27 protein-coding genes, 1 tRNA gene and 2 pseudogenes are annotated in these 17,409 nt (G+C 70.8%); 25 read left to right on the top strand and 5 right to left on the bottom strand.

Annotated elements, in window-relative coordinates; all coding sequences use genetic code 11:
* Positions 1 to 304: 304 nt before the first annotated feature.
* Together M0638_RS20515 and M0638_RS20510 are read right to left on the bottom strand one after the other, a co-directional pair.
* Positions 305 to 457 carry a hypothetical protein gene (locus tag M0638_RS20515; protein ID WP_248668873.1) on the bottom strand — a complete coding sequence of 51 codons (153 nt, stop codon included), beginning with the start codon at positions 455 to 457 and terminating at the stop codon, positions 305 to 307.
* A gap of 19 nt (positions 458 to 476) precedes the next feature.
* The gene (locus tag M0638_RS20510; protein ID WP_248668872.1) at positions 477 to 665 is read right to left on the bottom strand and encodes a hypothetical protein; all 189 of its coding nucleotides are present in this window, start codon (positions 663 to 665) and stop codon (positions 477 to 479) included.
* 144 nt (positions 666 to 809) lie between these two features.
* Between M0638_RS20510 and M0638_RS20505 the strand changes: the two genes are divergently transcribed.
* From M0638_RS20505 to M0638_RS20395, 23 genes and pseudogenes are all read left to right on the top strand, one after another.
* Entirely contained in the window at positions 810 to 1,280 is a 471-nt protein-coding gene (locus M0638_RS20505; protein WP_248668871.1) for a hypothetical protein, read from the top strand.
* Positions 1,277 to 1,657, top strand: a complete 381-nt coding sequence (locus M0638_RS20500; RefSeq protein ID WP_248668870.1) for a hypothetical protein — start codon at positions 1,277 to 1,279, stop codon at positions 1,655 to 1,657. Before M0638_RS20505 ends, M0638_RS20500 begins: the two co-directional genes overlap by 4 nt.
* The gene (locus M0638_RS20495) at positions 1,654 to 2,088 is read left to right on the top strand and encodes a hypothetical protein (protein WP_248668869.1); all 435 of its coding nucleotides are present in this window, start codon (positions 1,654 to 1,656) and stop codon (positions 2,086 to 2,088) included. The genes M0638_RS20500 and M0638_RS20495 overlap by 4 nt, the downstream gene beginning before the upstream one ends.
* A complete protein-coding gene (locus tag M0638_RS20490) occupies positions 2,085 to 2,522 on the top strand; it encodes a hypothetical protein (protein WP_248668868.1) in 438 nt (145 codons plus the stop codon). The genes M0638_RS20495 and M0638_RS20490 overlap by 4 nt, the downstream gene beginning before the upstream one ends.
* A gap of 83 nt (positions 2,523 to 2,605) precedes the next feature.
* Complete coding sequence (locus M0638_RS20485; RefSeq protein ID WP_248668867.1) at positions 2,606 to 2,854, top strand: hypothetical protein; 249 nt, start codon at positions 2,606 to 2,608, stop codon at positions 2,852 to 2,854.
* Positions 2,855 to 3,025: 171 nt separating this feature from the next.
* On the top strand, positions 3,026 to 3,925 hold the full coding sequence (locus M0638_RS20480; RefSeq protein ID WP_248668866.1) for a hypothetical protein: 900 nt from the start codon (positions 3,026 to 3,028) through the stop codon (positions 3,923 to 3,925).
* Positions 3,926 to 4,032: 107 nt separating this feature from the next.
* The gene (locus M0638_RS20475) at positions 4,033 to 4,326 is read left to right on the top strand and encodes a helix-turn-helix transcriptional regulator (RefSeq protein WP_248668865.1); all 294 of its coding nucleotides are present in this window, start codon (positions 4,033 to 4,035) and stop codon (positions 4,324 to 4,326) included.
* Between the two features lie 157 nt (positions 4,327 to 4,483).
* Positions 4,484 to 4,690, top strand: coding sequence for a hypothetical protein (locus M0638_RS20470; RefSeq protein ID WP_248668864.1), 207 nt, complete (start codon positions 4,484 to 4,486; stop codon positions 4,688 to 4,690).
* Positions 4,687 to 5,217: a hypothetical protein gene (locus M0638_RS20465; RefSeq protein ID WP_248668863.1), complete on the top strand. Its 531-nt coding sequence runs from the start codon at positions 4,687 to 4,689 to the stop codon at positions 5,215 to 5,217. Before M0638_RS20470 ends, M0638_RS20465 begins: the two co-directional genes overlap by 4 nt.
* Positions 5,217 to 5,465, top strand: coding sequence for a hypothetical protein (locus M0638_RS20460; RefSeq protein ID WP_248668862.1), 249 nt, complete (start codon positions 5,217 to 5,219; stop codon positions 5,463 to 5,465). Before M0638_RS20465 ends, M0638_RS20460 begins: the two co-directional genes overlap by 1 nt.
* A complete protein-coding gene (locus M0638_RS20455) occupies positions 5,462 to 5,686 on the top strand; it encodes a hypothetical protein (RefSeq protein ID WP_248668861.1) in 225 nt (74 codons plus the stop codon). Before M0638_RS20460 ends, M0638_RS20455 begins: the two co-directional genes overlap by 4 nt.
* A complete protein-coding gene (locus M0638_RS20450; RefSeq protein ID WP_248668860.1) occupies positions 5,683 to 6,579 on the top strand; it encodes a hypothetical protein in 897 nt (298 codons plus the stop codon). The genes M0638_RS20455 and M0638_RS20450 overlap by 4 nt, the downstream gene beginning before the upstream one ends.
* Positions 6,576 to 7,427 carry a DUF7146 domain-containing protein gene (locus M0638_RS20445; protein ID WP_248668859.1) on the top strand — a complete coding sequence of 284 codons (852 nt, stop codon included), beginning with the start codon at positions 6,576 to 6,578 and terminating at the stop codon, positions 7,425 to 7,427. Before M0638_RS20450 ends, M0638_RS20445 begins: the two co-directional genes overlap by 4 nt.
* Complete coding sequence (locus M0638_RS20440; RefSeq protein ID WP_248668858.1) at positions 7,420 to 9,414, top strand: DUF927 domain-containing protein; 1,995 nt, start codon at positions 7,420 to 7,422, stop codon at positions 9,412 to 9,414. The genes M0638_RS20445 and M0638_RS20440 overlap by 8 nt, the downstream gene beginning before the upstream one ends.
* A 55-nt stretch (positions 9,415 to 9,469) precedes the next feature.
* Positions 9,470 to 9,727, top strand: coding sequence for a hypothetical protein (locus M0638_RS20435; protein WP_248668857.1), 258 nt, complete (start codon positions 9,470 to 9,472; stop codon positions 9,725 to 9,727).
* Positions 9,724 to 10,152: a hypothetical protein gene (locus M0638_RS20430; RefSeq protein WP_248668856.1), complete on the top strand. Its 429-nt coding sequence runs from the start codon at positions 9,724 to 9,726 to the stop codon at positions 10,150 to 10,152. Before M0638_RS20435 ends, M0638_RS20430 begins: the two co-directional genes overlap by 4 nt.
* On the top strand, positions 10,149 to 10,508 hold the full coding sequence (locus tag M0638_RS20425) for a hypothetical protein (protein WP_248668855.1): 360 nt from the start codon (positions 10,149 to 10,151) through the stop codon (positions 10,506 to 10,508). Before M0638_RS20430 ends, M0638_RS20425 begins: the two co-directional genes overlap by 4 nt.
* Positions 10,509 to 10,573: 65 nt before the next feature.
* On the top strand, positions 10,574 to 10,876 hold the full coding sequence (locus M0638_RS20420) for a hypothetical protein (RefSeq protein WP_248668854.1): 303 nt from the start codon (positions 10,574 to 10,576) through the stop codon (positions 10,874 to 10,876).
* The gene (locus M0638_RS20415; protein WP_248668853.1) at positions 10,867 to 11,373 is read left to right on the top strand and encodes a hypothetical protein; all 507 of its coding nucleotides are present in this window, start codon (positions 10,867 to 10,869) and stop codon (positions 11,371 to 11,373) included. Before M0638_RS20420 ends, M0638_RS20415 begins: the two co-directional genes overlap by 10 nt.
* A gap of 167 nt (positions 11,374 to 11,540) precedes the next feature.
* Positions 11,541 to 12,503 (top strand): annotated as a pseudogene (locus M0638_RS20410) (major capsid protein); the annotation flags it as partial.
* A 43-nt stretch (positions 12,504 to 12,546) separates the two neighbouring features.
* On the top strand, positions 12,547 to 13,188 hold the full coding sequence (locus M0638_RS20405; RefSeq protein ID WP_248668851.1) for a hypothetical protein: 642 nt from the start codon (positions 12,547 to 12,549) through the stop codon (positions 13,186 to 13,188).
* A 51-nt stretch (positions 13,189 to 13,239) separates the two neighbouring features.
* Complete coding sequence (locus M0638_RS20400; RefSeq protein ID WP_248668850.1) at positions 13,240 to 13,770, top strand: HAD domain-containing protein; 531 nt, start codon at positions 13,240 to 13,242, stop codon at positions 13,768 to 13,770.
* A gap of 137 nt (positions 13,771 to 13,907) precedes the next feature.
* Positions 13,908 to 14,543 (top strand): hypothetical protein, encoded by a 636-nt coding sequence (locus tag M0638_RS20395; protein WP_248668849.1) that lies wholly within the window; start codon positions 13,908 to 13,910, stop codon positions 14,541 to 14,543.
* Between the two features lie 154 nt (positions 14,544 to 14,697).
* Here the strand turns inward: M0638_RS20395 and M0638_RS20390 are convergent, their stop codons facing one another.
* Positions 14,698 to 15,069, bottom strand: a complete 372-nt coding sequence (locus M0638_RS20390) for a helix-turn-helix domain-containing protein (RefSeq protein ID WP_248668848.1) — start codon at positions 15,067 to 15,069, stop codon at positions 14,698 to 14,700.
* Positions 15,070 to 15,092: 23 nt separating this feature from the next.
* Positions 15,093 to 15,392 (bottom strand): type II toxin-antitoxin system HigB family toxin, encoded by a 300-nt coding sequence (locus M0638_RS20385; protein ID WP_248668847.1) that lies wholly within the window; start codon positions 15,390 to 15,392, stop codon positions 15,093 to 15,095.
* Between the two features lie 568 nt (positions 15,393 to 15,960).
* On the opposite strand from M0638_RS20385, the pseudogene M0638_RS20380 reads away from it, so the two are divergent.
* Positions 15,961 to 16,329 (top strand): annotated as a pseudogene (locus M0638_RS20380) (DUF6950 family protein); the annotation flags it as partial.
* 61 nt (positions 16,330 to 16,390) lie between these two features.
* Here M0638_RS20380 and M0638_RS20375 read toward each other — a convergent pair.
* Positions 16,391 to 16,466, bottom strand: a tRNA-Lys gene (locus tag M0638_RS20375).
* A 192-nt stretch (positions 16,467 to 16,658) separates the two neighbouring features.
* On the opposite strand from M0638_RS20375, the gene M0638_RS20370 reads away from it, so the two are divergent.
* Positions 16,659 to 17,237: a type 1 glutamine amidotransferase domain-containing protein gene (locus M0638_RS20370; RefSeq protein ID WP_248668845.1), complete on the top strand. Its 579-nt coding sequence runs from the start codon at positions 16,659 to 16,661 to the stop codon at positions 17,235 to 17,237.
* Positions 17,238 to 17,409: the final 172 nt, after the last annotated feature.

Genomic DNA, 17,409 nt, shown 5'->3' with positions numbered 1-17,409 from the left:
GGTTGGATGCGAGACGCGTTGGCGCTTCGCCACTGTGCATCCCGCGCCCTGATTTCCTGGCACTCAGACGCCGACAGGTTGGATGGGCAAGCCAGCGCTCTCGGGCCGGTGTATGGCGCGGAGGCCTGTGCAGGGGCCGGTACTGGCTGCGGAGCTTGGCAGGCCGCAATCACGAGCAACATCGAGAGGGCCAGGAGGCGCATCAGGGCTCCGTTCGATCCGGAGTCGATACGCTATCAGCCTTGGCCGGAAGTTGTGGAGTCCCGGAGCTGAATGCCGCCGGGCACGAACCCCATGCCGACAACTACCGACGCGCCGCCGCAATGCGGTCGTAGCACGCGAGCCGCGCGGTGCCGTCCGTGATGCTGCGGCACTCGCTCAGCCGCGGGCCCAGCGCCGGCGGCGAGAACGACACGATCAGCGCCACGGCGCTGCAGAACAGGGCGACGACCGTCATCGTCCCCATGCTCATGGCGCTAGCCGTTGCCCACGTCGCCGCCGCCGGCCTGGGGGCGCGGCTTCGCCGCCTCCAGCCCCAGCTCAATCAGGCGGCGCGCTGCCTCAGCACGCGGCGGGAGGTCCGGCTGCTCGCGGCGCCAGCGGTCGATTTCATCGCCGAGCTCCGGCGGAAGACGAAGCTCGAAGCGCGTGGGCTTCCGGTTCATGCGGCAACGATACGGCGACTACGGCACCTACGTAAACCATTGACGTGCGCGCCGTATGCTACGTAACATCCGTAGCGGCCGGATGGAGAGGGTGAGAGCTTTCCACCCGGCCTGACCCCCACCCGCTGAAGGAGTCAGCAGGCAATGGCTGCCCATATCCCTATCACGTCCCCGCCTCCGGGGGCGAACGGCGGTGCGTGCCCGGCGCGCCCCGTCATTGGTTCCCCCATTTCGGGGAACCAAACCGCTCGTCTTCCCCTCGGCGCCCTGCTGCCCACCGCCATCGCGGCGATCGGCACCACCCCGCCCGACGCGCTGCTGCTGGCGGTCGCCGACCGCTGGCTGCGCAGCGTGCGCGAGGCTGCCTGGCTGGCCGAGCTCAGCGCGGCCGCGCCGGATCCCGCCACGAGCGATTCCATCATGGCCCGGGCCCGCGCCCTGACCATGCCGGCGCGCGACCTGCTGCGGCAGGCGATCGCGCTGCCCGCCACCTCGACGGCCGGCATGGTGGCGAAGGCCACCGTCCTGGCCCAGCTGGTGGAGGGTGACGACCGCCCCGCCGCGGCGCTCGCCGGCTCGCTGGCCCGCGACCTGATCGGGGAGGTGCGGGCATGAGCGCCACCGAATCGCCCCAGGCCATCGTGCTCGCCTTCCCGCGCATCCTGCGCCGCATGACCGCCGAGGAGCGGCGCCGTGCCGAGCTGGTGCTCACCCGCCAGCAGCTCGAAGCCGATATCGAGAACCTGATCGCTGCCCTCGACCTGCTGGACGGCGACCCTGACGCCGAGCCCGACCACGACGGCGAGGCCGAGCCGGACGAGTGCAGCATCGTGCCGCTGCACCTGTTCACCGACCGTGTGCCGACGCGCCGGCTGCGCGCCTTCAAGGTCCCGCCGCCGGGAAGCTACGAGGGCGACCCGGACGACTACGTGCCGCCCCCACCCCCACCTCCGCCTCCCCCGCCGGCACCGAAGGGGAGCGCGGGGGCATGAACGCCTTCAAGAACCCCGTCGTGACGGCGATCGCGTGCCGGGCCGGCATGGCGGCCGCCGTGGTGCGGCACCTCCGTCGCTCGATCGGGCCGGTGCCCTACGAGCGCGCCGTCAACATCCCGACCAGCATCTCCTGCGGCGAGTTCCCCGATTCCAACGCGACGCCCCAGCGCACTGGCGGCCGCGCCGGCGCCCGCATGATGCGGCTGGACGATCTGAACGCCGCCGGCTGGCGCATCTTGCCGGTGCCATACTACCGGGAGCTGGTGGTGGGCTGCGGTCCGCAGTTCCTCAGCAATCCGGATTGGCTGGTGGTGCCGCCGGACAGCAGCCCGGAGGTGGCGCGCAAGTTCAAGGGGCGCGGCGAGGCGCAGGCCTGGGCGACGGAGCGGTGCCGAGCCGAGCGGCAAGCCACTGGGGGTGCAGCATGAAGGCGCCCGTCTCCCGCCGGCGCGCCCTGCTGGGCGCCGCCGTGCTGCCGGCCGTCCCGGCGCCGGCGCAGTTTTGCGCCGCCGAGGCGCGGAACCCCGACGCCGAGCTGATCCGCCGCTGCGAGGCGGCGCTGGCCTGGCACGCCGACATGGAGCGGCTGTCGCTGGCCGAAGATGCCGCCTTCGAGGCTGGCGATAGAGTCGAGGAGGAACGGCTGCACGAGGCGCAGTGCGCCATGGTGCCGCGGCTGCACGAACTGCTGGCCGACGCCTGGGAGTTGCCGGCGCATACCTCGGCCGGCGCCGCTGCGCGGGCCCGGCTCGCCCTGACACGGGTGAGCTACGCCCCTGATGGCATCGAGCCCCACGACAGCGACGAGCAAATGCTCTGGCAGCTCTGCCAGGACATCCTGACGCTGGGCGGCGCGGCATGACCCGCCCCGGCACGACGGAGGCGCCCCACGGTGGGGCGCTTCCACCCGCCGCCACTGCGATCGGTGAGCGCGCCGAGGAGGCCATGCGCGAGCGCGAACTGGCGCTGGCCGTGATCCGGCAGGCGATCAGCGATGCGACCACCAAGCGCGTGGTGGGCGCCGCCCGCCGCGGTGGCAGTGCCGCCAGCGTGACCGCGGCCGAGCGGCAGGAGGCGAGGGCCTTCCTGACCGATCGCACCGGCCCGTGGGCGATCGCACGGCGCCTCTGGTGCGACGCGGCGGGTGTCACGCCGGCATGGCTCGAGCGGCACGTCGCGCGGAGCCTAGTGTGATGCCGGGCCAACAAGCATCGCGCGGATTCACTCGTGGGCTGCGGCGCGAATCGTGCCGCTCTGCTATCGTCATCTCCGGCGGGGCTAGGCTGGCCCCCGAAATCCCGACGCCTCCGCACCGGGTTGCCCCGCCGCCTTCGATGTGCGGAGTGTGCTGCGGAGGCGGCGGCTTTGAACTCCAATTCCCCAGATACGGTCGTGCGGGGCGATTTGCCGGCCGACACGTATTTGTCGGCCATGCAGGTGGTCAACTGGATCGCTCTCGGGCATCCGTGGCCAGAAGAGGAAAACCTTTCCTCCTACTTCGTCGGGAAGTGGGATTTTCTGCCAGATCCCGACCGCGATCTCAGGCGGCAGCCCACACTGGCCGCATTGGAGGAGATGAATGGCGGGCCCCCGATTTGGGTGCCGTCAGACGAGGCTGTCCACGTCAACATGCGCGGGGAGGAACCGAGGTGGGTCCTTCATGCTCGACAACGCGCCCGAGAGATCGCCGAGCAATACAGCGAGCCGTTGCCCACTCTCATCGTGAGATTGGCTGTCGATATCGAGCTTTATCAGAATCGCCAACAGCTCCTGCATCGCGCAGAGGACACGATTTTGGCTGCTGTGCGCGGAGAAAAGTTGACGATGCTGGCAACACCGCTCGACATCAGCGGTCATCCAGTCGGGCTTCCGGAGCCAGTTCCTTCCTTCCGATTTGCCAGTTCAGCAGTTCGTATTGCCCGACGCGGTGTAATTTCGCACCAAGGCCAGTCGACCTATGGAGACGTCCACTTCAAGACCTCGGAGGTGGCCACGCTCTGGCCGCCAGGCGACCTACGTTCGTCACCACCCGAGGCGGCCGAACCCACGCCAACCGCGTCTCCGAGGCCGAGCGACGCGCGCGTGCACGATCACATCCGGGCGTTCTTGCGACAAGCTCGCGAGGGTGGCCAAGAGCCTTCACGCTCCGAAGTGGAGCAGGAAGCCAAACTGATCCACGCGCGAGACAGGCAGATCGAAAGTGCGCTCCGCGCCCTCCCTTCCGGCGAGGGGCTGCGGCCCGGCCGCCCGAGGCAGGCCGGGTAAATCATCGCGGAAATCTTCGCGCGATCTTTTCCGGGAGACGCGAGAACTTTAGACGCGATCATTTCCGTGTGGAGAGTAGGGGGCATCCCGAGAGACACGAGGATGCCTTGCCCAAGCCCAGCCTTCCCGCATCGGCTCCGCACCCGACGCCCGCGTCCGACGATCCGCTGCTCACCGCCCGCGAGGGTGCCGCCGAGGTCCGCCTGAGCCTGCCCGCCTTCTGGCGTGGCGTGCGCGACGGCCGCTTCCCGGCGCCGGTCTATCCGGCAGCGCGCGCCCCGCGCTGGGTTCGCTCCGAGCTGCGCGCCGCCGTGATGCGCACGCGCATGCTGCCCACGGAGGCGGTGGCCGCCCGCAGGGCGAAGAAGCAGCACCGCGTCACCCACGAGATGAGTGCCTGAACGGAAACAGCCCGCGCAGTGGAGGATCCACCGGCGGGCTGCGAAACCGTACTGCGCGCTACTGAACAACTATGCCGTTCGCTTTTTAGCGCAGTGCGGCGCCGCCGCCAAGCCGAAAGCCTCCGCCGCCGGGCCCCAGATCGCTGGAGGTCCCGACGTGCCCAAGCCCACCCGCCATCGCCGCCAGCCGCGCCAGCGCGCGCCGCTGCCTGCCGGCCCGCGTCTGCTGCTGATGCCCGGCCTGATCAACGCCGACGGCGAGCCCAAGGCCGCCGTCGCGCTGCCGGGCAACCCGATCCCCACCCTGTTCCCGAACGTCGCCGCGGCGCTCGCCGCGCTGCGTGCCCTGGAGGTGCGCCCATGAACACCTGCCCCGGCTGCATCGAGATGGGCAGTCCCGCGATGCTGAGCGCGGTCATCCGCCAGATCGACGGCAGCCCCCACGCCTTCGCGATCCCGCTGTACCGCGCCGCCCTCGCCGGCGACCTCAAGCTGGCCCTCCTGGCGCCGGGTGGCCGCGTACCGGCCCGCGTGCTGGACCACACCCGACCGCCCACCGTCATCGTCGTCTCCGGCGATCCCGCGAGCGGCGGGCCGGCGCCCGCTCCCGAGGCCTTCCCGCAGGCGCGCCGGCTGCTGGCATGGTCCGCCGCCGTCATGCTCCACGCCTCGGGCGGCGCGGCGCGGGACTACGAGGCGGTGGCCGACGCCGCGCGGCTCGTCCGGCGGGTGCTGCTGATCGAGACGGCGACCGCGCAGGAGGCCGCTTGGTACGACCTGGTGCGCGGCGAGGAGGAGCGGCGCAACGCCGCCGGCCGCCACCTGCCGGCCCTGATCATCAGCGCGAAGGTGCGCGGCGGCGTGCATCCGGTGGCGGAGGGCACGCGGTGATGTTCGATCCGAACGACATCGCGAAGCTGCCGTCCGAGCTGCAGCAGAAGCTCCGCGCGAAGCTGATGGAATTCCTGGCCGAGCACGGCATCCGGCCGATGGTGAACCGGCACACCGGCGAGCTGGTGGTGCCCTTCGATGAGCTGCACGCGAAGCTCGGCATCAGCGAGGAGGAAGGGCGCCGGATCCTCGGCCAGGACCCACGCAACTTCCTGGTCAACCCCGATGACGTGGAGCCGCTGCAATGAGCGCGGCCGTGACTGACGTGCGCCTGCGGCGAGGCGCGGAACTGATCTGCCGCCTCGGGCCCCGCGCCGTCGCCGAGTTGCTGGCCGAACTGGGCGAGCGGTACGGCATCACCACCGAGGTCGTGGACCGTCTTGGCGTGTACGCCCGCCTCGATCCCGCCGTACTGCGCGCCGCCGGCGGCGACAGGTTTCCGCCGCAGGTCCAGCAGGTGCCGGCATGAGTGCCTCCGACGCCGCTTATCCGCCTAGGTCGATAAAGCGCCAGCGGGCCACCCGCGCCGAGATGCAGGAGCGGCGCGCCGCCCTGTACGCCATCATCGAGGCGATGAAGCCGATGACGGTCCGGCAGGTCTTCTATCAGGCCACCGTCCGCGGTGTGGTGGAGAAGACCGAGCAGGGCTACGGCAAGGTCAAGGCCGACCTGGCCGAGATGCGCCGCGCCGGCGAGCTGCCCTATGAGTGGCTGGCCGACAACACCCGCTGGCAGCGCAAGCCACGCACCTACAGCGGCATCGCCGAGGCGCTGAACGACACGGCCCGGTTGTACCGCAAGAGCCTGTGGGCCACAGCCGGCAGCTACGTCGAGGTGTGGCTGGAGAAGGACGCCCTCTCCGGCGTGGTCTATCCCGTCACCAGCCTCTACGACGTGCCGCTGATGGTGGCGAGGGGCTATGCCAGCCTGACCTTCCTGCACTCGTCGGCGGAGTACATCGCCGAGCTCGACGTGCCGGCCTACGTGTACCACCTCGGCGACTTCGATCCGTCCGGCGTCAACGCTGGCGAGAAGATCGAGGCGACGCTGCGTGAGATGGCGCCCGGCGCCGAGATCCACTTCGAGCGGCTGGCGGTGACGCCGGGGCAGATCCGGGCATGGAACCTGCCGACCCGCCCAACCAAGACGACCGACAGCCGGGCCAAGGGCTTCGGCGAGATTTCCGTCGAGCTCGACGCGATCGAGCCGGCCATGCTCCGCGCGCTGGTGCAGGTGGCGATCGAGGATCACCTGCCCCGGCACGAGCTCGACGTGCTGAAGGCAGCCGAAGCCAGCGAGCGCGACCTGCTGCTGAACCTGGTCGGCCGGTTGCAGGGTTCCGGGCTGGGAGGCGAGGCATGACCAGCGTCTCCGACCTCGCCGGCCGCCTTGGCTTGAAGAAACACCCGAAGTCCTGGCGCGGCGCCTGCCCAAGCTGCGGCTACAGCGGCGCCTTCAGCGTCCGCGCCGGGCGCGACCGGCCGCTGCTGTACTGCTCGAACGGGTGCGACCGCGACACGCTGGGCAGCACCGTCGCCCGCATCGCCGGCGGTGAATGGCAGCCGCCGGAGCGCGACACCACGGGCGACGATGCCGCGCGCCGGCGTCGTCAGGCCGCCGCCCTGCGCATGCTGGAGCGGTGCCTGCCGGCAGCCGGCACCCTGGCCGACCGCTACCTCATGGGCCGGGGCCTCGCCGGCCTCGCCGCCTCCCCGGCATTGCACTTCCTGGCCAGCACCCCGCACCCCGAGAGCGGCACCTACCCGGCCATGATCGCCGCCGTGCGCGATTCCACCGGCGCCGTCGTGGCGGCGCATCGGACCTTCCTGGACCCGGCCACGGCTCGGAAGGCGGCCGTCACTCCGGCGAAGGCCAGCCTCGGCCCGGTGTGGGGCGGCGCCATCCGGCTGCACCCCGCCGCGGCCGAGTTGGTGATCGGCGAGGGCATCGAGACCGCGGCTTCTGCCGGCCGTCTCCTCGGCCTGCCGGCCTGGGCCGCGATCTCGGCCGGCAACCTGGCGCGCGGCCTGGTGCTGCCGCCGGAGGTCCGCAGCGTGGTCATCGCGACCGACGCCGACCCCGCCGGCCAGGACGCCGCCCGTGCCGCCTGGACGCGCTGGACGGCCGAGGGGCGGAAAGTCCGCATCGCGACACCGGACCGGCCCGGTGCCGACTTCAACGACATCCTGATGGAGGCGCACCGTGGCTGACGGGTTCACCCTGGCCGACGCGCCGCCCGCCGAGGCCGAGCCGGAGCCGCAGTCGCCGGAGCACGTCAAGGCGACGGTCGCCCGCCTCGCCGCCCTCTCGCCGGTCGAGTACCAGGCGGAGCGCAAGGCGGCCGCGCAGGAGGCCGGGATTGGCCTCGGTGCCCTGGACGAGGCCGTGAAGGCCGAGCGGGCCCGCCGCCGTGCCGCGGCCGTGGAGGCCGACCGCTCCCGCCCGCCGCCCGGCCCGGGCGAGGTGCGGTGGCCGTTCGGCTTCCTGATGCGCGGCGACGGGCTGCACGCCGACGCCGGCGAACAGGGCCTGATCTGGCTCGCGGCGCCCTTCGTCGTGCTGGGCGAGGCGCGCGACGCCGCCGGCGAGGGCTGGGGCCTCTGGCTGCGCTGGAACGACCGCGACGGCCGGCCACACACCTGGCCGCTGCCGGCGCGGCTGCTGATGGTCGGACCCGGTGAGATGGAGGCCGAGTTGGTGGATCGCGGCCTGCGCGTCTCGCCCGACCCGGCGGCGCGGCTGCTGCTACGCCGGGCGCTGGGCGAGGTGCAGGCCGGCAGCCGCGTCACCCTGGTCTCCCGTGCCGGCTGGCACGGCGACGCCTACGTGCTGCCCGACGGCACGGTGATCGGCGATGCCGCCGAGGCGGTGGTGATGAAGGCGCCGCCCGAGAATGGTGCCCAACTTGTCGCTACCGCCGGCACGCTGGAGGGCTGGCAAGAGGAGGTGGCGAAGCTGGCGGTGGGCAACCATGTTGCCGCCTTCGTCATTTCCTGTGCCTTCGCCGGGCCACTCCTCGATCCCCTCGGCGAACCGAGCGGCGGCTTCCACCTCGCCGGCCGGTCGAAGGTCGGCAAGACCCTCGCGCTGCGCCTTGGCCTCTCCGCCTGTGGGCTGCCGTTCAAGGGTGGTGCGCTCCGCGACTGGCGTAGCACCGGAAACGCTCTGGAAGGCGCCGCCGAGGAATCCGGCGATGGTCTGCTGGGCCTGGATGAGCTGCATCAGGCCGATCCGCGTGAAGTGGCGGCATCTGCATACATGCTGGCGAACGAAAGTGGGAAGGGGCGCCTCCGTCGCGACGCCACGGCGCAGCGCCGTCGCACCTGGCGCGCCTTCCTGCTCAGCACCGGTGAGCTCGACCTTCCCGCGATGGTCGCGAAGGCTGGGCAGAAACTCCCGGCCGGGGCCGAGGTGCGTCTGCCCTCGATCCCGGTGGACTCGGCCGGCATCTGGCCCGCGCTGCACGGCCGCGCCTCGCCCGAGGCGCTGATGACCGATCTGCACGGCGCGCTGCGGCGGCACCACGGCACCGCCATCCGGGCCTTCCTGGCGTGCCTGGTGGCCGAGCGTCGGGAGAACCCCACCGGCCTCGCCGACGCGGCGGACGCCATGCGCGCCCGCTTCGCCAAGCTGCTGCCGGCCGACGCGGACCCGCAGGTGCGCGACGTGGCCCGCCGCTGTGCCCTGGTGGCGCTGGCCGGCGAGCTGGCGCGGGCGTGGGACATCCTGCCCTGGCCGAAGGACGAGGCGGTGAAGGCCGCCGAGGCCATGCTGCAACGCTGGCTCGGCCGGCGCGGCGGCAGCGCCTCGACCGAGGAGGCGCAGCACCTCGCCGCGGTACGGCTGTTCCTGACCGAGCACGGGGCGAGCCGCTTCGTGGCGCTGCACAAGCTGGACGGCTCCTGGGTCGAGACGCATCCCGAGCGGCCCGTGGTCAAGCGCGCCGGCTGGCGGCGCCGGCAGAAGGATGGCCGGGACGAGTACCTGATCGCGCCGGAGGTGTGGCGGGAGCTCTGCACCGAGGCCGGCACCGACCCGGCCGAGACGGCGCGCACGCTGCGGGCGAAGGGCTTCCTCGACATCGGCGACGGCAAGAACCTGGCGCAGAACGTGTGGCTGCCCGGCGTGGGGGTGAAGCGCTGCTACGCCGTGAAGCCGGACCTGCTGGGCGCGGCGAAGGCGGAGAACAGCCCGTGAGAGGGCTTCCTTCCGACCGCTTCCGACCGCCTCCCGAGTGGTCGGAAGCTCGTAAGTGGCTGATATCGGCTCGCCTTCCGACCATTCCGACCCTTCCGACCTGAAAACGCAGGATATGGCTCAGAAGAGAACATCCCTGGCGGTTCTGGCGGAGCGGTGGCGGGCCCGGGCCGAGGTATCGCCGGGCACCCTGCAGGCCGATCTCCGCGACGCCTTCGAGGAGCGGGCCGCGATCCTGGAGTTCGACGCCGGGCTGCCGCGGGCCGAGGCAGAGCGGCTGGCCTGGGTCGAGGTGATGGGGACGCAGCCATGAGCCGCCCCCTCAGCCCTGAGAAGCGCGAGCGGCGGGTGGAGGTACTGGCCCTGCTGGCCTCGCCGCACGACGGCGAGCGGGCTGCCGCAGGCCTCGCGGCGACGCGCATCCTCGCCTCGGCCGGCCTGACCTGGGAGGACGTGATCCCCGCCGTGGGGAGCACCACCCGGCCCGGCACGAGGAGCGCGCCACCGCCGCCGCCGCCCTACGCCTGGGAAGCCGACACACGGACGCAGCGATTCCGCGCGGAGGTGAACTTCGTGCTGCTGAACCTCGGCCTGCTCAAGCCGGCGGAGCGCAGCGCCTTCATGATGCACAACATCAACGCCGTCGTGATGCACAACATCAACGCCGTCCCGCCGGCGCCGGGCGCGGTGCAGGCCGTCAGGTACTACGCCGAGTTGATCCGGGGGCGCATGCCGTGACCCCGGCCGACGTCGCGATGCGCGCCCGCGTCCTGGCCCTGCTGCCGCAGGCCGAAGCCGAATGGCTGGCGCGGCAGATCCCGCCGCCACCAGAGCCGATCAAGGAGAAGCGCCGCGAGGCCGTACGTGCCGCCATCGCGCTGTTCGGCACGATGCCGCCGACCGTCGCCGCGAAGGCGCTGTCGCGTGCCTGGGACACATACCTGATCGAGTGCTGGCCTGGCGATCGCGAGCGCGACGGCGTACCTCTCGCCAGTTCGGTGCTGCGCCGTGCCCTGTTCCGGCTGACGATGCTCAGCGACGGCCGCTCTCTCGGCTGGCGGCGCATCCACGATCTCGCCAGCGACACAGCGTGATTGCATAGAAGTCACGTATATATCTGCAATCTATCGAAAATTCTCTCCATGCTTGGAGAGCCTTCGTGCGGATCAACGACCTCCTATCCCTGAGCCCGGTACAAGGGCTGCAGGAGATCGAGCGGCGACGCAGCGCCGTGCAGCAGCGGATCGCTGCCATCCGTGCCCGACGTGAATCGCTGCTTCTGACCGACGGTTCCGAGGCCGCAATCGCCGTGGCCGATGCCGAGGCCGACACGCTGCATCTCGTGCTGGAGCGGCTCAACGCCGCCGAGGCCACGCTGCAGCGGCGCGACACCTGCTCCGTCTCCCAGCGCACGCCATCACCCGCCATCCACTCCTTCCGGAAGTTCATGTCATGGACCTGAGCACCCTGCGACCCGCCGCGAACACCGCAGCGGCGATCGCCGATTCCTTGACGCGCGCCGAGGCCGCTCGCGCCGAGGCGCAGATAGGCGTCACTGAGGCGAAGCGCCGCCGCGATGCCCTGCTGCTTGATGGCACGCCGGCGCAGCTTGCCGCCGCCGACAAGGCGCTGGTCGCCGCCCGCGAACTGGCCGAACGGGTGGAAGCGGTGATCGAGCAACTGCATGCCCGGCGCGCCGATGCTGAGAAGTCCGAGGCGATCGGGCAGCACGAGGCGGCCCTGCGTGCCTACGAGAAGGCCGACGCCGCGCGGGCCGAATGGTGGCGCAGGACCGCACCCAAGCTGCAGGCGCTGATCCGCGACGGCGCCGCGCAGCGGGAGGAAGTGAGCCGGCTCGCCGATGCCTGGGCGCGATCGCAGGAGTGCATGGAGAGGCACCACCCCGAGGCCGAACTGCGCAACCCGGTCCTGGATCGGAAGTCCCGCGCCTGGAAATGATGACCGCGTGGCGTCGTGGCTGAAGGGCTTCGGCCTGAACGACGAATACCAGCCGGACGAGCCGTGACGGCGTGGCCGTGACAGGGAGCATCATCATGTCCGATGCCACTGGCACGCCGACGATCTATTACATCCTCGGCGTCGATCAGTAGCCGCCCTACGTCCCGGGCTTGCTCAGCAGCCGCGGCATCGCGCCGGCCGAGGGCATCACCACCCTCGACGCTGCCTTCGAGGAAGCCACCGGCTCGATCCGCCTGCTGTCCAGCAGCCCGCGCGGATCGACGCCGAGCCAGTTGGTGCGGCCGCAGGGTGCGATCCGGAAGCTGCCGTCCTACCACTTCAGCCGCGAGTTCGAGGTCACCGCCGACGAGCTTCTCGCCGCGCTGCGGCCCGGCACCGGCCAGCCCGAGACGTTGGAGAGCCTGATCAACGACCGCCTGGAAGGCCCGTGGGGCATCCTGACAGAATGGGCCCTGACGCTGGAGCACCTGCTGCTGGGGGCGATCGACGGCGTGGTCTACGACGCGGACAACGCGACCATCCTCTACGACTTCTTCGGCTGGACGGGGACCACGCGGCCGGCGCCGGTGACGATCCCCTTCTCCACCAGCACCTCCGACACCGCCGTCATCGTGCAGCGGGCGCTGGGGCTCAAGCGACAGGTCGTGCGGGCACTGAACGGCCTGCCCACCAGCAAGGCGATGATCACGGTCCTCTGCGGCGACAACTTCTTCGATGATTTCTGGACCTGCCGGGAGGTGGTCCATGCCCGCAAGTTCGACGCGCTGGGCAGCCAGGACATCGCGAAGGCAATTTCGGAGAGCACGCCTTACTCAGCCTTCAGCTACGCCGGCATCCTCTGGGTCAACTACCGTGGCACCGACGACAACGCCACCGTCGCCGTGCCGACCGATGAAGCGCGCTTGTTCGTGGAAGGCGTCCCCGGCCTGTTCCAGACCTACTACGCACCCGCCGACAGCATGGAAGCCGTCCAGGCCCCTGGCGAACAGCTCTACGTGCTGCGTCGGCCAGAGCGGCAGACCAGCAAGCAGGTGGTGCTGGAAGTCCAGTCCAACCCGCTGATCGCCTGCATCCGCCCGCAGAGCCTGCGCCGACTGGTGCGTGGCTGAGCGCGCCGACCCAGATCCGAGAGGACCACACGATATGAACGCGATGACGCAGAAGGTGACCGCCCCGGTCGGGGCCAGCCTGGTGCATGCCGCCGCGAAGGCGAGAGAGGCGGCAGCGCCCGCGACGACGGCCAAGGTGAAGGCCAATGCCCCACCAGCGCCGGCTGTGACGGCGCCCGTGGCCGTCGCCGCGGTGCCCGCCCCGACGCCCTCACCGCAAGAAGCCGCTACCCCCGCCGGCGATCAGCTCGCCGCCGCTCCGGTGGCGATGTTCCCCGAAGCCACGGCCAGCATGGGCGCGAAGGGAAGGCAGGCTGCCGCCGAGATGACCGCCATCGTCGCCGAATGCAGCGCGGCCGGCTTCCCCGAGCTGATCGCGCCGCTGATGCATCGCGGCGCCTCGATCCAGGCCGTGCGCGCCGACATCGAGCGCGCCAGCATGATCACGACGATCGGCCACACGCTCGGCCTCTCCGTGATGGCGAGCAAGGCGGTGCACTGCGGCTGCCCCGTCGAGTTCTTCCGCGAGGTCGCCCACACCGTGAAGGCCGCGGCGGATGGTGCGATCGTCACCGACGCAAGCCACAGGGGCTACAAGCCGAGCGCGCTGAAGATCCCCAACGCCGAGAAGATCTACGAGCGCATGAACGCGCCGAAGCAGCCGACGAAGAAGGCTGGCGGGTAGGCGGGGAGCATCAAGGTCGATGCGCTGCACCTCGTGCCCAAGTTTCTTGGCGTGTCAGTGAACCAGAACCGAGTGCAGGCAATGGTCGCATCCGAACACTGCCTTTCCACGATCATCTTCCTCGACATCGATGGCGTTCTCGCTTTCTACCCAGCGGGCTGGAAGCAGCGGCTGCGATCCGGCCAGAAGCCGCGGCGCGTCCTGCATGTCGATGCCATCGAACGCTTCAACCGCCTCTGCGCCGAGACCGCCAGTCTTGTGGTCGTGTCGAGCACGTGGCGGCTGCATGGGGATGTGCGGCCGCATCTCGCTCACGCTGGCCTCACGGCGCCCTTTCACGCGGACTGGTGCACAGACGAGGACGGCCCGACGCGGGGAGACGAGATCACCCGCTGGCTCCAGGCCCACGATGCAGGCCGATACGTCGTCCTCGATGACCGGCCCGAGGGCCTGGAGGCGCACGCGTCCCACTTGGTGCAGCCGCACTGGCGCGTCGGCCTCCTCGACCACGACGTCGCGCGGGCGATCGAGATCCTGCGCGGCTGCCCGGACCTAACCCCAGCCAACGGAGGGCACGACTGATGGTTGTCCAGGCGTGGGGCCCCAGGGGGGGGGTGGGTGACACACGGGTGGCGGAGTCGCGCGCCTTTTCTAGGCACGAAACCGTACATAATCGCAACCCAACCCACGCGCATTAGTTGTGCCCGGAGGCACTGCCGATGGCTGCTCCCATGAGCAAGGCCGCCTTCGCGCGGCTGATGAACGTCCACAAGAGCCAAGTCACCCGCTGGGATCAGCTCGGGATGCCCGTGCTCGCCAGCGGGCAGGTCGATCCCGACGCCGCCGCAACCTGGGTGCATGCCAACGTCGATCCGGCGTTGCGAAACTACCACCAGCGCGCCCGGGCCACCGAAGATCGCCGTCGCGAGGATCCCGGGCGCAACGCGAAGCCGCCGCCGGGCACCGAGCACCTGAGCGAGCCGATGGACGGCATGCTGGCGGCGGTGCTGCCGGGCATGGCTCACCGGGCGCCGCCCACGATCGCCGCCCTCGCCGTGCATTGCGGCGCGCCGATGCGGGTGGCCTACGCGATCGCCATGGGTGCGCAGATGGCGTTGATCCAGCAGGTGGCCGACCTGCTGGACGCAGCGGACGTGCCGCCTCCTCCGGGCCGCGACGACTGGCAGCAGGCGTCGATCTGGCGCCTGTCCGACTTCGAGGAAGTCGACTGGCCGGGGCTGGCCGAGAAGGCCGGCGAGGCCGTCGACCTGGACGCCTGGCGCGCCTTCCTCCGCGGGAAGCTCGGCGAGCCGGCTGATAGTGGCGCGTCGGCCGAGACGGCGGCCGCGCACTGACATACCCGTCGTCGTTCCGATCATCGCGGCAATGGCCGTGTGGCCTGCCTCCGCAGCAGGTTCGACCATCGCCGCCACGAGCTGCTGGCGGTGCGCCACAACACCTGACCGACGGCCTGAACCGAGGGCGTCCTGGCGACGAGGCGCCCTTCTCCTATGCAGCGTGCAGCGGCTGGATCAGGGCTTCGGCCGGGATCCTCCACTCGGTGTGCAGCTTGTACGCCTGCTCCATCGTCAGCCCGCGCTTGCGGGCCAGGATTTCCGAGGCGCGGGACCGAGAGCCGAGCAACACAGCCAGATCGGTCTGGCTGTAGCCGGCATCTTCCATGCGGGCGCGGATGGCATCCACCGGGTCGGGCGCCTCGATCGGCCAGACCTTGGCCTCGTAGGCTTCGATCAGGCTGGAGAGCACGTCGAAGCGGTCGGCCTCGGGCGTGCCGGGCTCGGGCTCGTTGTCGAAGTAGCTCTCCACCTCGCGGAGAGCCCAGTCGTAGTCGGCTTCGGTGCGAAGCGGACGAATGTCCATGCGTGAGGCTCCCTTCTGCGCCCTCAGACGGTGCTGGGGTCGATATCGTCGTACTCGCGGTGGGTGCCGACGAACTTCACCATCACCCGCTTGAAGCGGTACGAAATCCGGCAGACGAGCCGGAACTTGTTGCCGCCGATGTCGAAGATCACGCGGCTGTCGGCCACGAAGTCGGCCGAGCCGAACGTGGCGCGGACCTCGGCGGGGTTGTTCCACTCGGCCTTGTTGACCATCGCGAACCAGAGGCGAAGCGGCGCCTCGGCCTGCGGCTCCCGCTCCCAGAACTGCCGCAGCGTGCGCTTCGCGATGATCTGCATGGGCATGATGTAGCCTGTTCCACATTCGGGAACAAGACTTTTGTTCTGGATTTGGGAACACACCGGCCTTTTTTCGACTTCTCCCGAAGAAGTCCCACCCCACTCCGGAGCCACCCATGCACCACGCAGCCACGCTGCCGAGGGCGATCTGACGCGCCTGTCGTAGCCCCATCATCGCGGCGGTGGCCGAGGCGGCAGCCGCAGGACTGCACCTCGCCATCGTGGCCCATCGTGGCCGACGCGGCGTCCCCGCCAGCCGGCTCGACCGGCCCCGCCGGATGGCCGGGTATCGCCCGCCTGATGCGCTGGGCGAGGGCGATCGTCATCCACGCCGATGCCGGGACCTATGACGAGTATACCGCGATCGCCGCCGAGGTCCGATTCGTCGGCCGACTGCTGCTGATCGAGACGCAGCCGCGCCTCTACCCGGCATGGGGAGATCTGACCGACCGCGAGGCGCCCGACACCCGGACCTTCGTCTTCCTGCCCGGCGGCGTGCCGCAAACCCAGGCGCTGATGCCCCGTCGCCCCGACTGGCTCGAACGGCTGATGGCCTACTTCGAAGGCCGGGCAGCGCCCGTTCCAGTGGGCGATCCACGACTGCGCCACCTTCGCCGCCAGCGCCATCCGGGCCATGGGTGGCCCGGACCTGGGGCGGGACTGGCGCGGGACCTACGACGGCGAGGCCGATGCGCGCGGCGTGATCGAGAGCTACGGCCAGGACCTTGAGGCGGCCTGCGCCGAGGTATGCCAGGCGGCCGGAATGCAGGAGGTGCAGCCAGCGCTGGCGCAGCGCGGCGACCTGCTGGTGCTGCGCGACCGGGCGCTGCTCCGCGGCGTCCCGGCGCTGGCGATCTGCAACGGCGCCACCGCCATGACCGTGACGCACCGGGGCCTGATCGCCATGCCGATGCGGGTCGCGGTCAGGGCTTGGGTGGTGTGATGGGAGAGGGGAGGGGGCACTGCAGGTTTGTGCCCCCGATGTGCCCCCGCGCGAAGAAGAGTGGTGTGCCCGCCGGGATTCGAACCCGGGACCCCATGATTAAAAGTCACGTGCTCTACCGGCTGAGCTACGGGCACCGGAGCTGTCGCCGTTCCTAAGCGCCGGATGCGTCGCCGCTGTCAACCCTGTCGGCCGGGTGCGGTTCGCGGGGCTTCGTGCGGTCCGTCTCCGGCGGCTTCCAGGCGGTTCCCTTGGCCGCACGGAATGTTCGCGAACCCGGTCGCCGCGCTCCTCGTTCTGCTGATCCGATCCGGAACGGAGGATGCTGCATGGCAACCGCAAACCCCGATGACTCCCTGCGCGGCCGTGTCGTCGCCATTCTCGCGACCGACGGCGTCGAGCAGGTCGAGCTGACCAGGCCGCGCGAGGCGCTGCTCAAGGCCGGCGCCGAGGTGTTCGTGGTCACGCCGGAAGGCAGCCCGATCCAGGCCTACAACCACGATACGGAGAAGGGCGACCGGATCCCGGCCGACCGGTCGCTGCGCGACGATGACCCCGGTCGCTACGACGCGCTGGTCCTGCCGGGCGGCGTGAAGAATCCGGACAGCCTGCGCACCCTGCCGGCGGCGGTGGCCTTCGTGCGCCACTTCGTCGATTCCGGCAGGCCGATCGCGGCGATCTGCCACGGTCCCTGGACGCTGATCGAGGCGGATGGCGTGCGGGGCCGGCACGTGACCTCCTGGCCCTCGCTGCGGACCGACCTGACCAATGCCGGCGCCCGCTGGAGCGACGAGCCGGTGGTGACGGACCGGGGGCTGGTCACCTCGCGCAAGCCGGACGACCTGCCCGATTTCTGCCGGAAGATGATCGAGGAGATCCGGGAGGGGCGGCACCGTCGCGCCGACTGAGGCGTCCCAACTGGGGCGCCCCCACCGGGGCGCCCCATCGAGGCGCCCCGGCCGGCGGTACCGCGGCTGTCCGGCGCGGGACGTTCCGGGACTGCCCGGGGGTCGGTACCGTCGCGAGGCGGAGGCGCGCGGCCCTCGTGTCGAGCGGCCGCACCCGCCCTTCGCGTCGCGC

Source organism: Roseomonas acroporae, assembly GCF_023223525.1.
Classification (GTDB): Bacteria; Pseudomonadota; Alphaproteobacteria; order Acetobacterales; family Acetobacteraceae; genus Roseomonas_E; species Roseomonas_E acroporae.
The sequence above is the reverse complement of the archived record's forward strand: the minus strand, read 5'-3'. Positions and strand labels throughout refer to the sequence as shown.

Coding starts and splice junctions, on each gene's coding strand:
- M0638_RS20490 (WP_248668868.1), top strand. CDS start 2,085: ATGAAGGCGCCCGTCTCCCGCCGGCGCGCCCTGCTGGGCGCCGCCGTG.
- M0638_RS20495 (WP_248668869.1), top strand. CDS start 1,654: ATGAACGCCTTCAAGAACCCCGTCGTGACGGCGATCGCGTGCCGGGCC.
- M0638_RS20385 (WP_248668847.1), bottom strand. CDS start 15,392: ATGCCCATGCAGATCATCGCGAAGCGCACGCTGCGGCAGTTCTGGGAG.
- M0638_RS20370 (WP_248668845.1), top strand. CDS start 16,659: ATGGCAACCGCAAACCCCGATGACTCCCTGCGCGGCCGTGTCGTCGCC.
- M0638_RS20445 (WP_248668859.1), top strand. CDS start 6,576: ATGACCAGCGTCTCCGACCTCGCCGGCCGCCTTGGCTTGAAGAAACAC.
- M0638_RS20450 (WP_248668860.1), top strand. CDS start 5,683: ATGAGTGCCTCCGACGCCGCTTATCCGCCTAGGTCGATAAAGCGCCAG.
- M0638_RS20415 (WP_248668853.1), top strand. CDS start 10,867: ATGGACCTGAGCACCCTGCGACCCGCCGCGAACACCGCAGCGGCGATC.
- M0638_RS20505 (WP_248668871.1), top strand. CDS start 810: ATGGCTGCCCATATCCCTATCACGTCCCCGCCTCCGGGGGCGAACGGC.
- M0638_RS20390 (WP_248668848.1), bottom strand. CDS start 15,069: ATGGACATTCGTCCGCTTCGCACCGAAGCCGACTACGACTGGGCTCTC.
- M0638_RS20510 (WP_248668872.1), bottom strand. CDS start 665: ATGAACCGGAAGCCCACGCGCTTCGAGCTTCGTCTTCCGCCGGAGCTC.
- M0638_RS20405 (WP_248668851.1), top strand. CDS start 12,547: ATGACGCAGAAGGTGACCGCCCCGGTCGGGGCCAGCCTGGTGCATGCC.
- M0638_RS20485 (WP_248668867.1), top strand. CDS start 2,606: ATGCGCGAGCGCGAACTGGCGCTGGCCGTGATCCGGCAGGCGATCAGC.
- M0638_RS20460 (WP_248668862.1), top strand. CDS start 5,217: ATGTTCGATCCGAACGACATCGCGAAGCTGCCGTCCGAGCTGCAGCAG.
- M0638_RS20430 (WP_248668856.1), top strand. CDS start 9,724: ATGAGCCGCCCCCTCAGCCCTGAGAAGCGCGAGCGGCGGGTGGAGGTA.
- M0638_RS20515 (WP_248668873.1), bottom strand. CDS start 457: ATGACGGTCGTCGCCCTGTTCTGCAGCGCCGTGGCGCTGATCGTGTCG.
- M0638_RS20465 (WP_248668863.1), top strand. CDS start 4,687: ATGAACACCTGCCCCGGCTGCATCGAGATGGGCAGTCCCGCGATGCTG.
- M0638_RS20395 (WP_248668849.1), top strand. CDS start 13,908: ATGGCTGCTCCCATGAGCAAGGCCGCCTTCGCGCGGCTGATGAACGTC.
- M0638_RS20455 (WP_248668861.1), top strand. CDS start 5,462: ATGAGCGCGGCCGTGACTGACGTGCGCCTGCGGCGAGGCGCGGAACTG.
- M0638_RS20500 (WP_248668870.1), top strand. CDS start 1,277: ATGAGCGCCACCGAATCGCCCCAGGCCATCGTGCTCGCCTTCCCGCGC.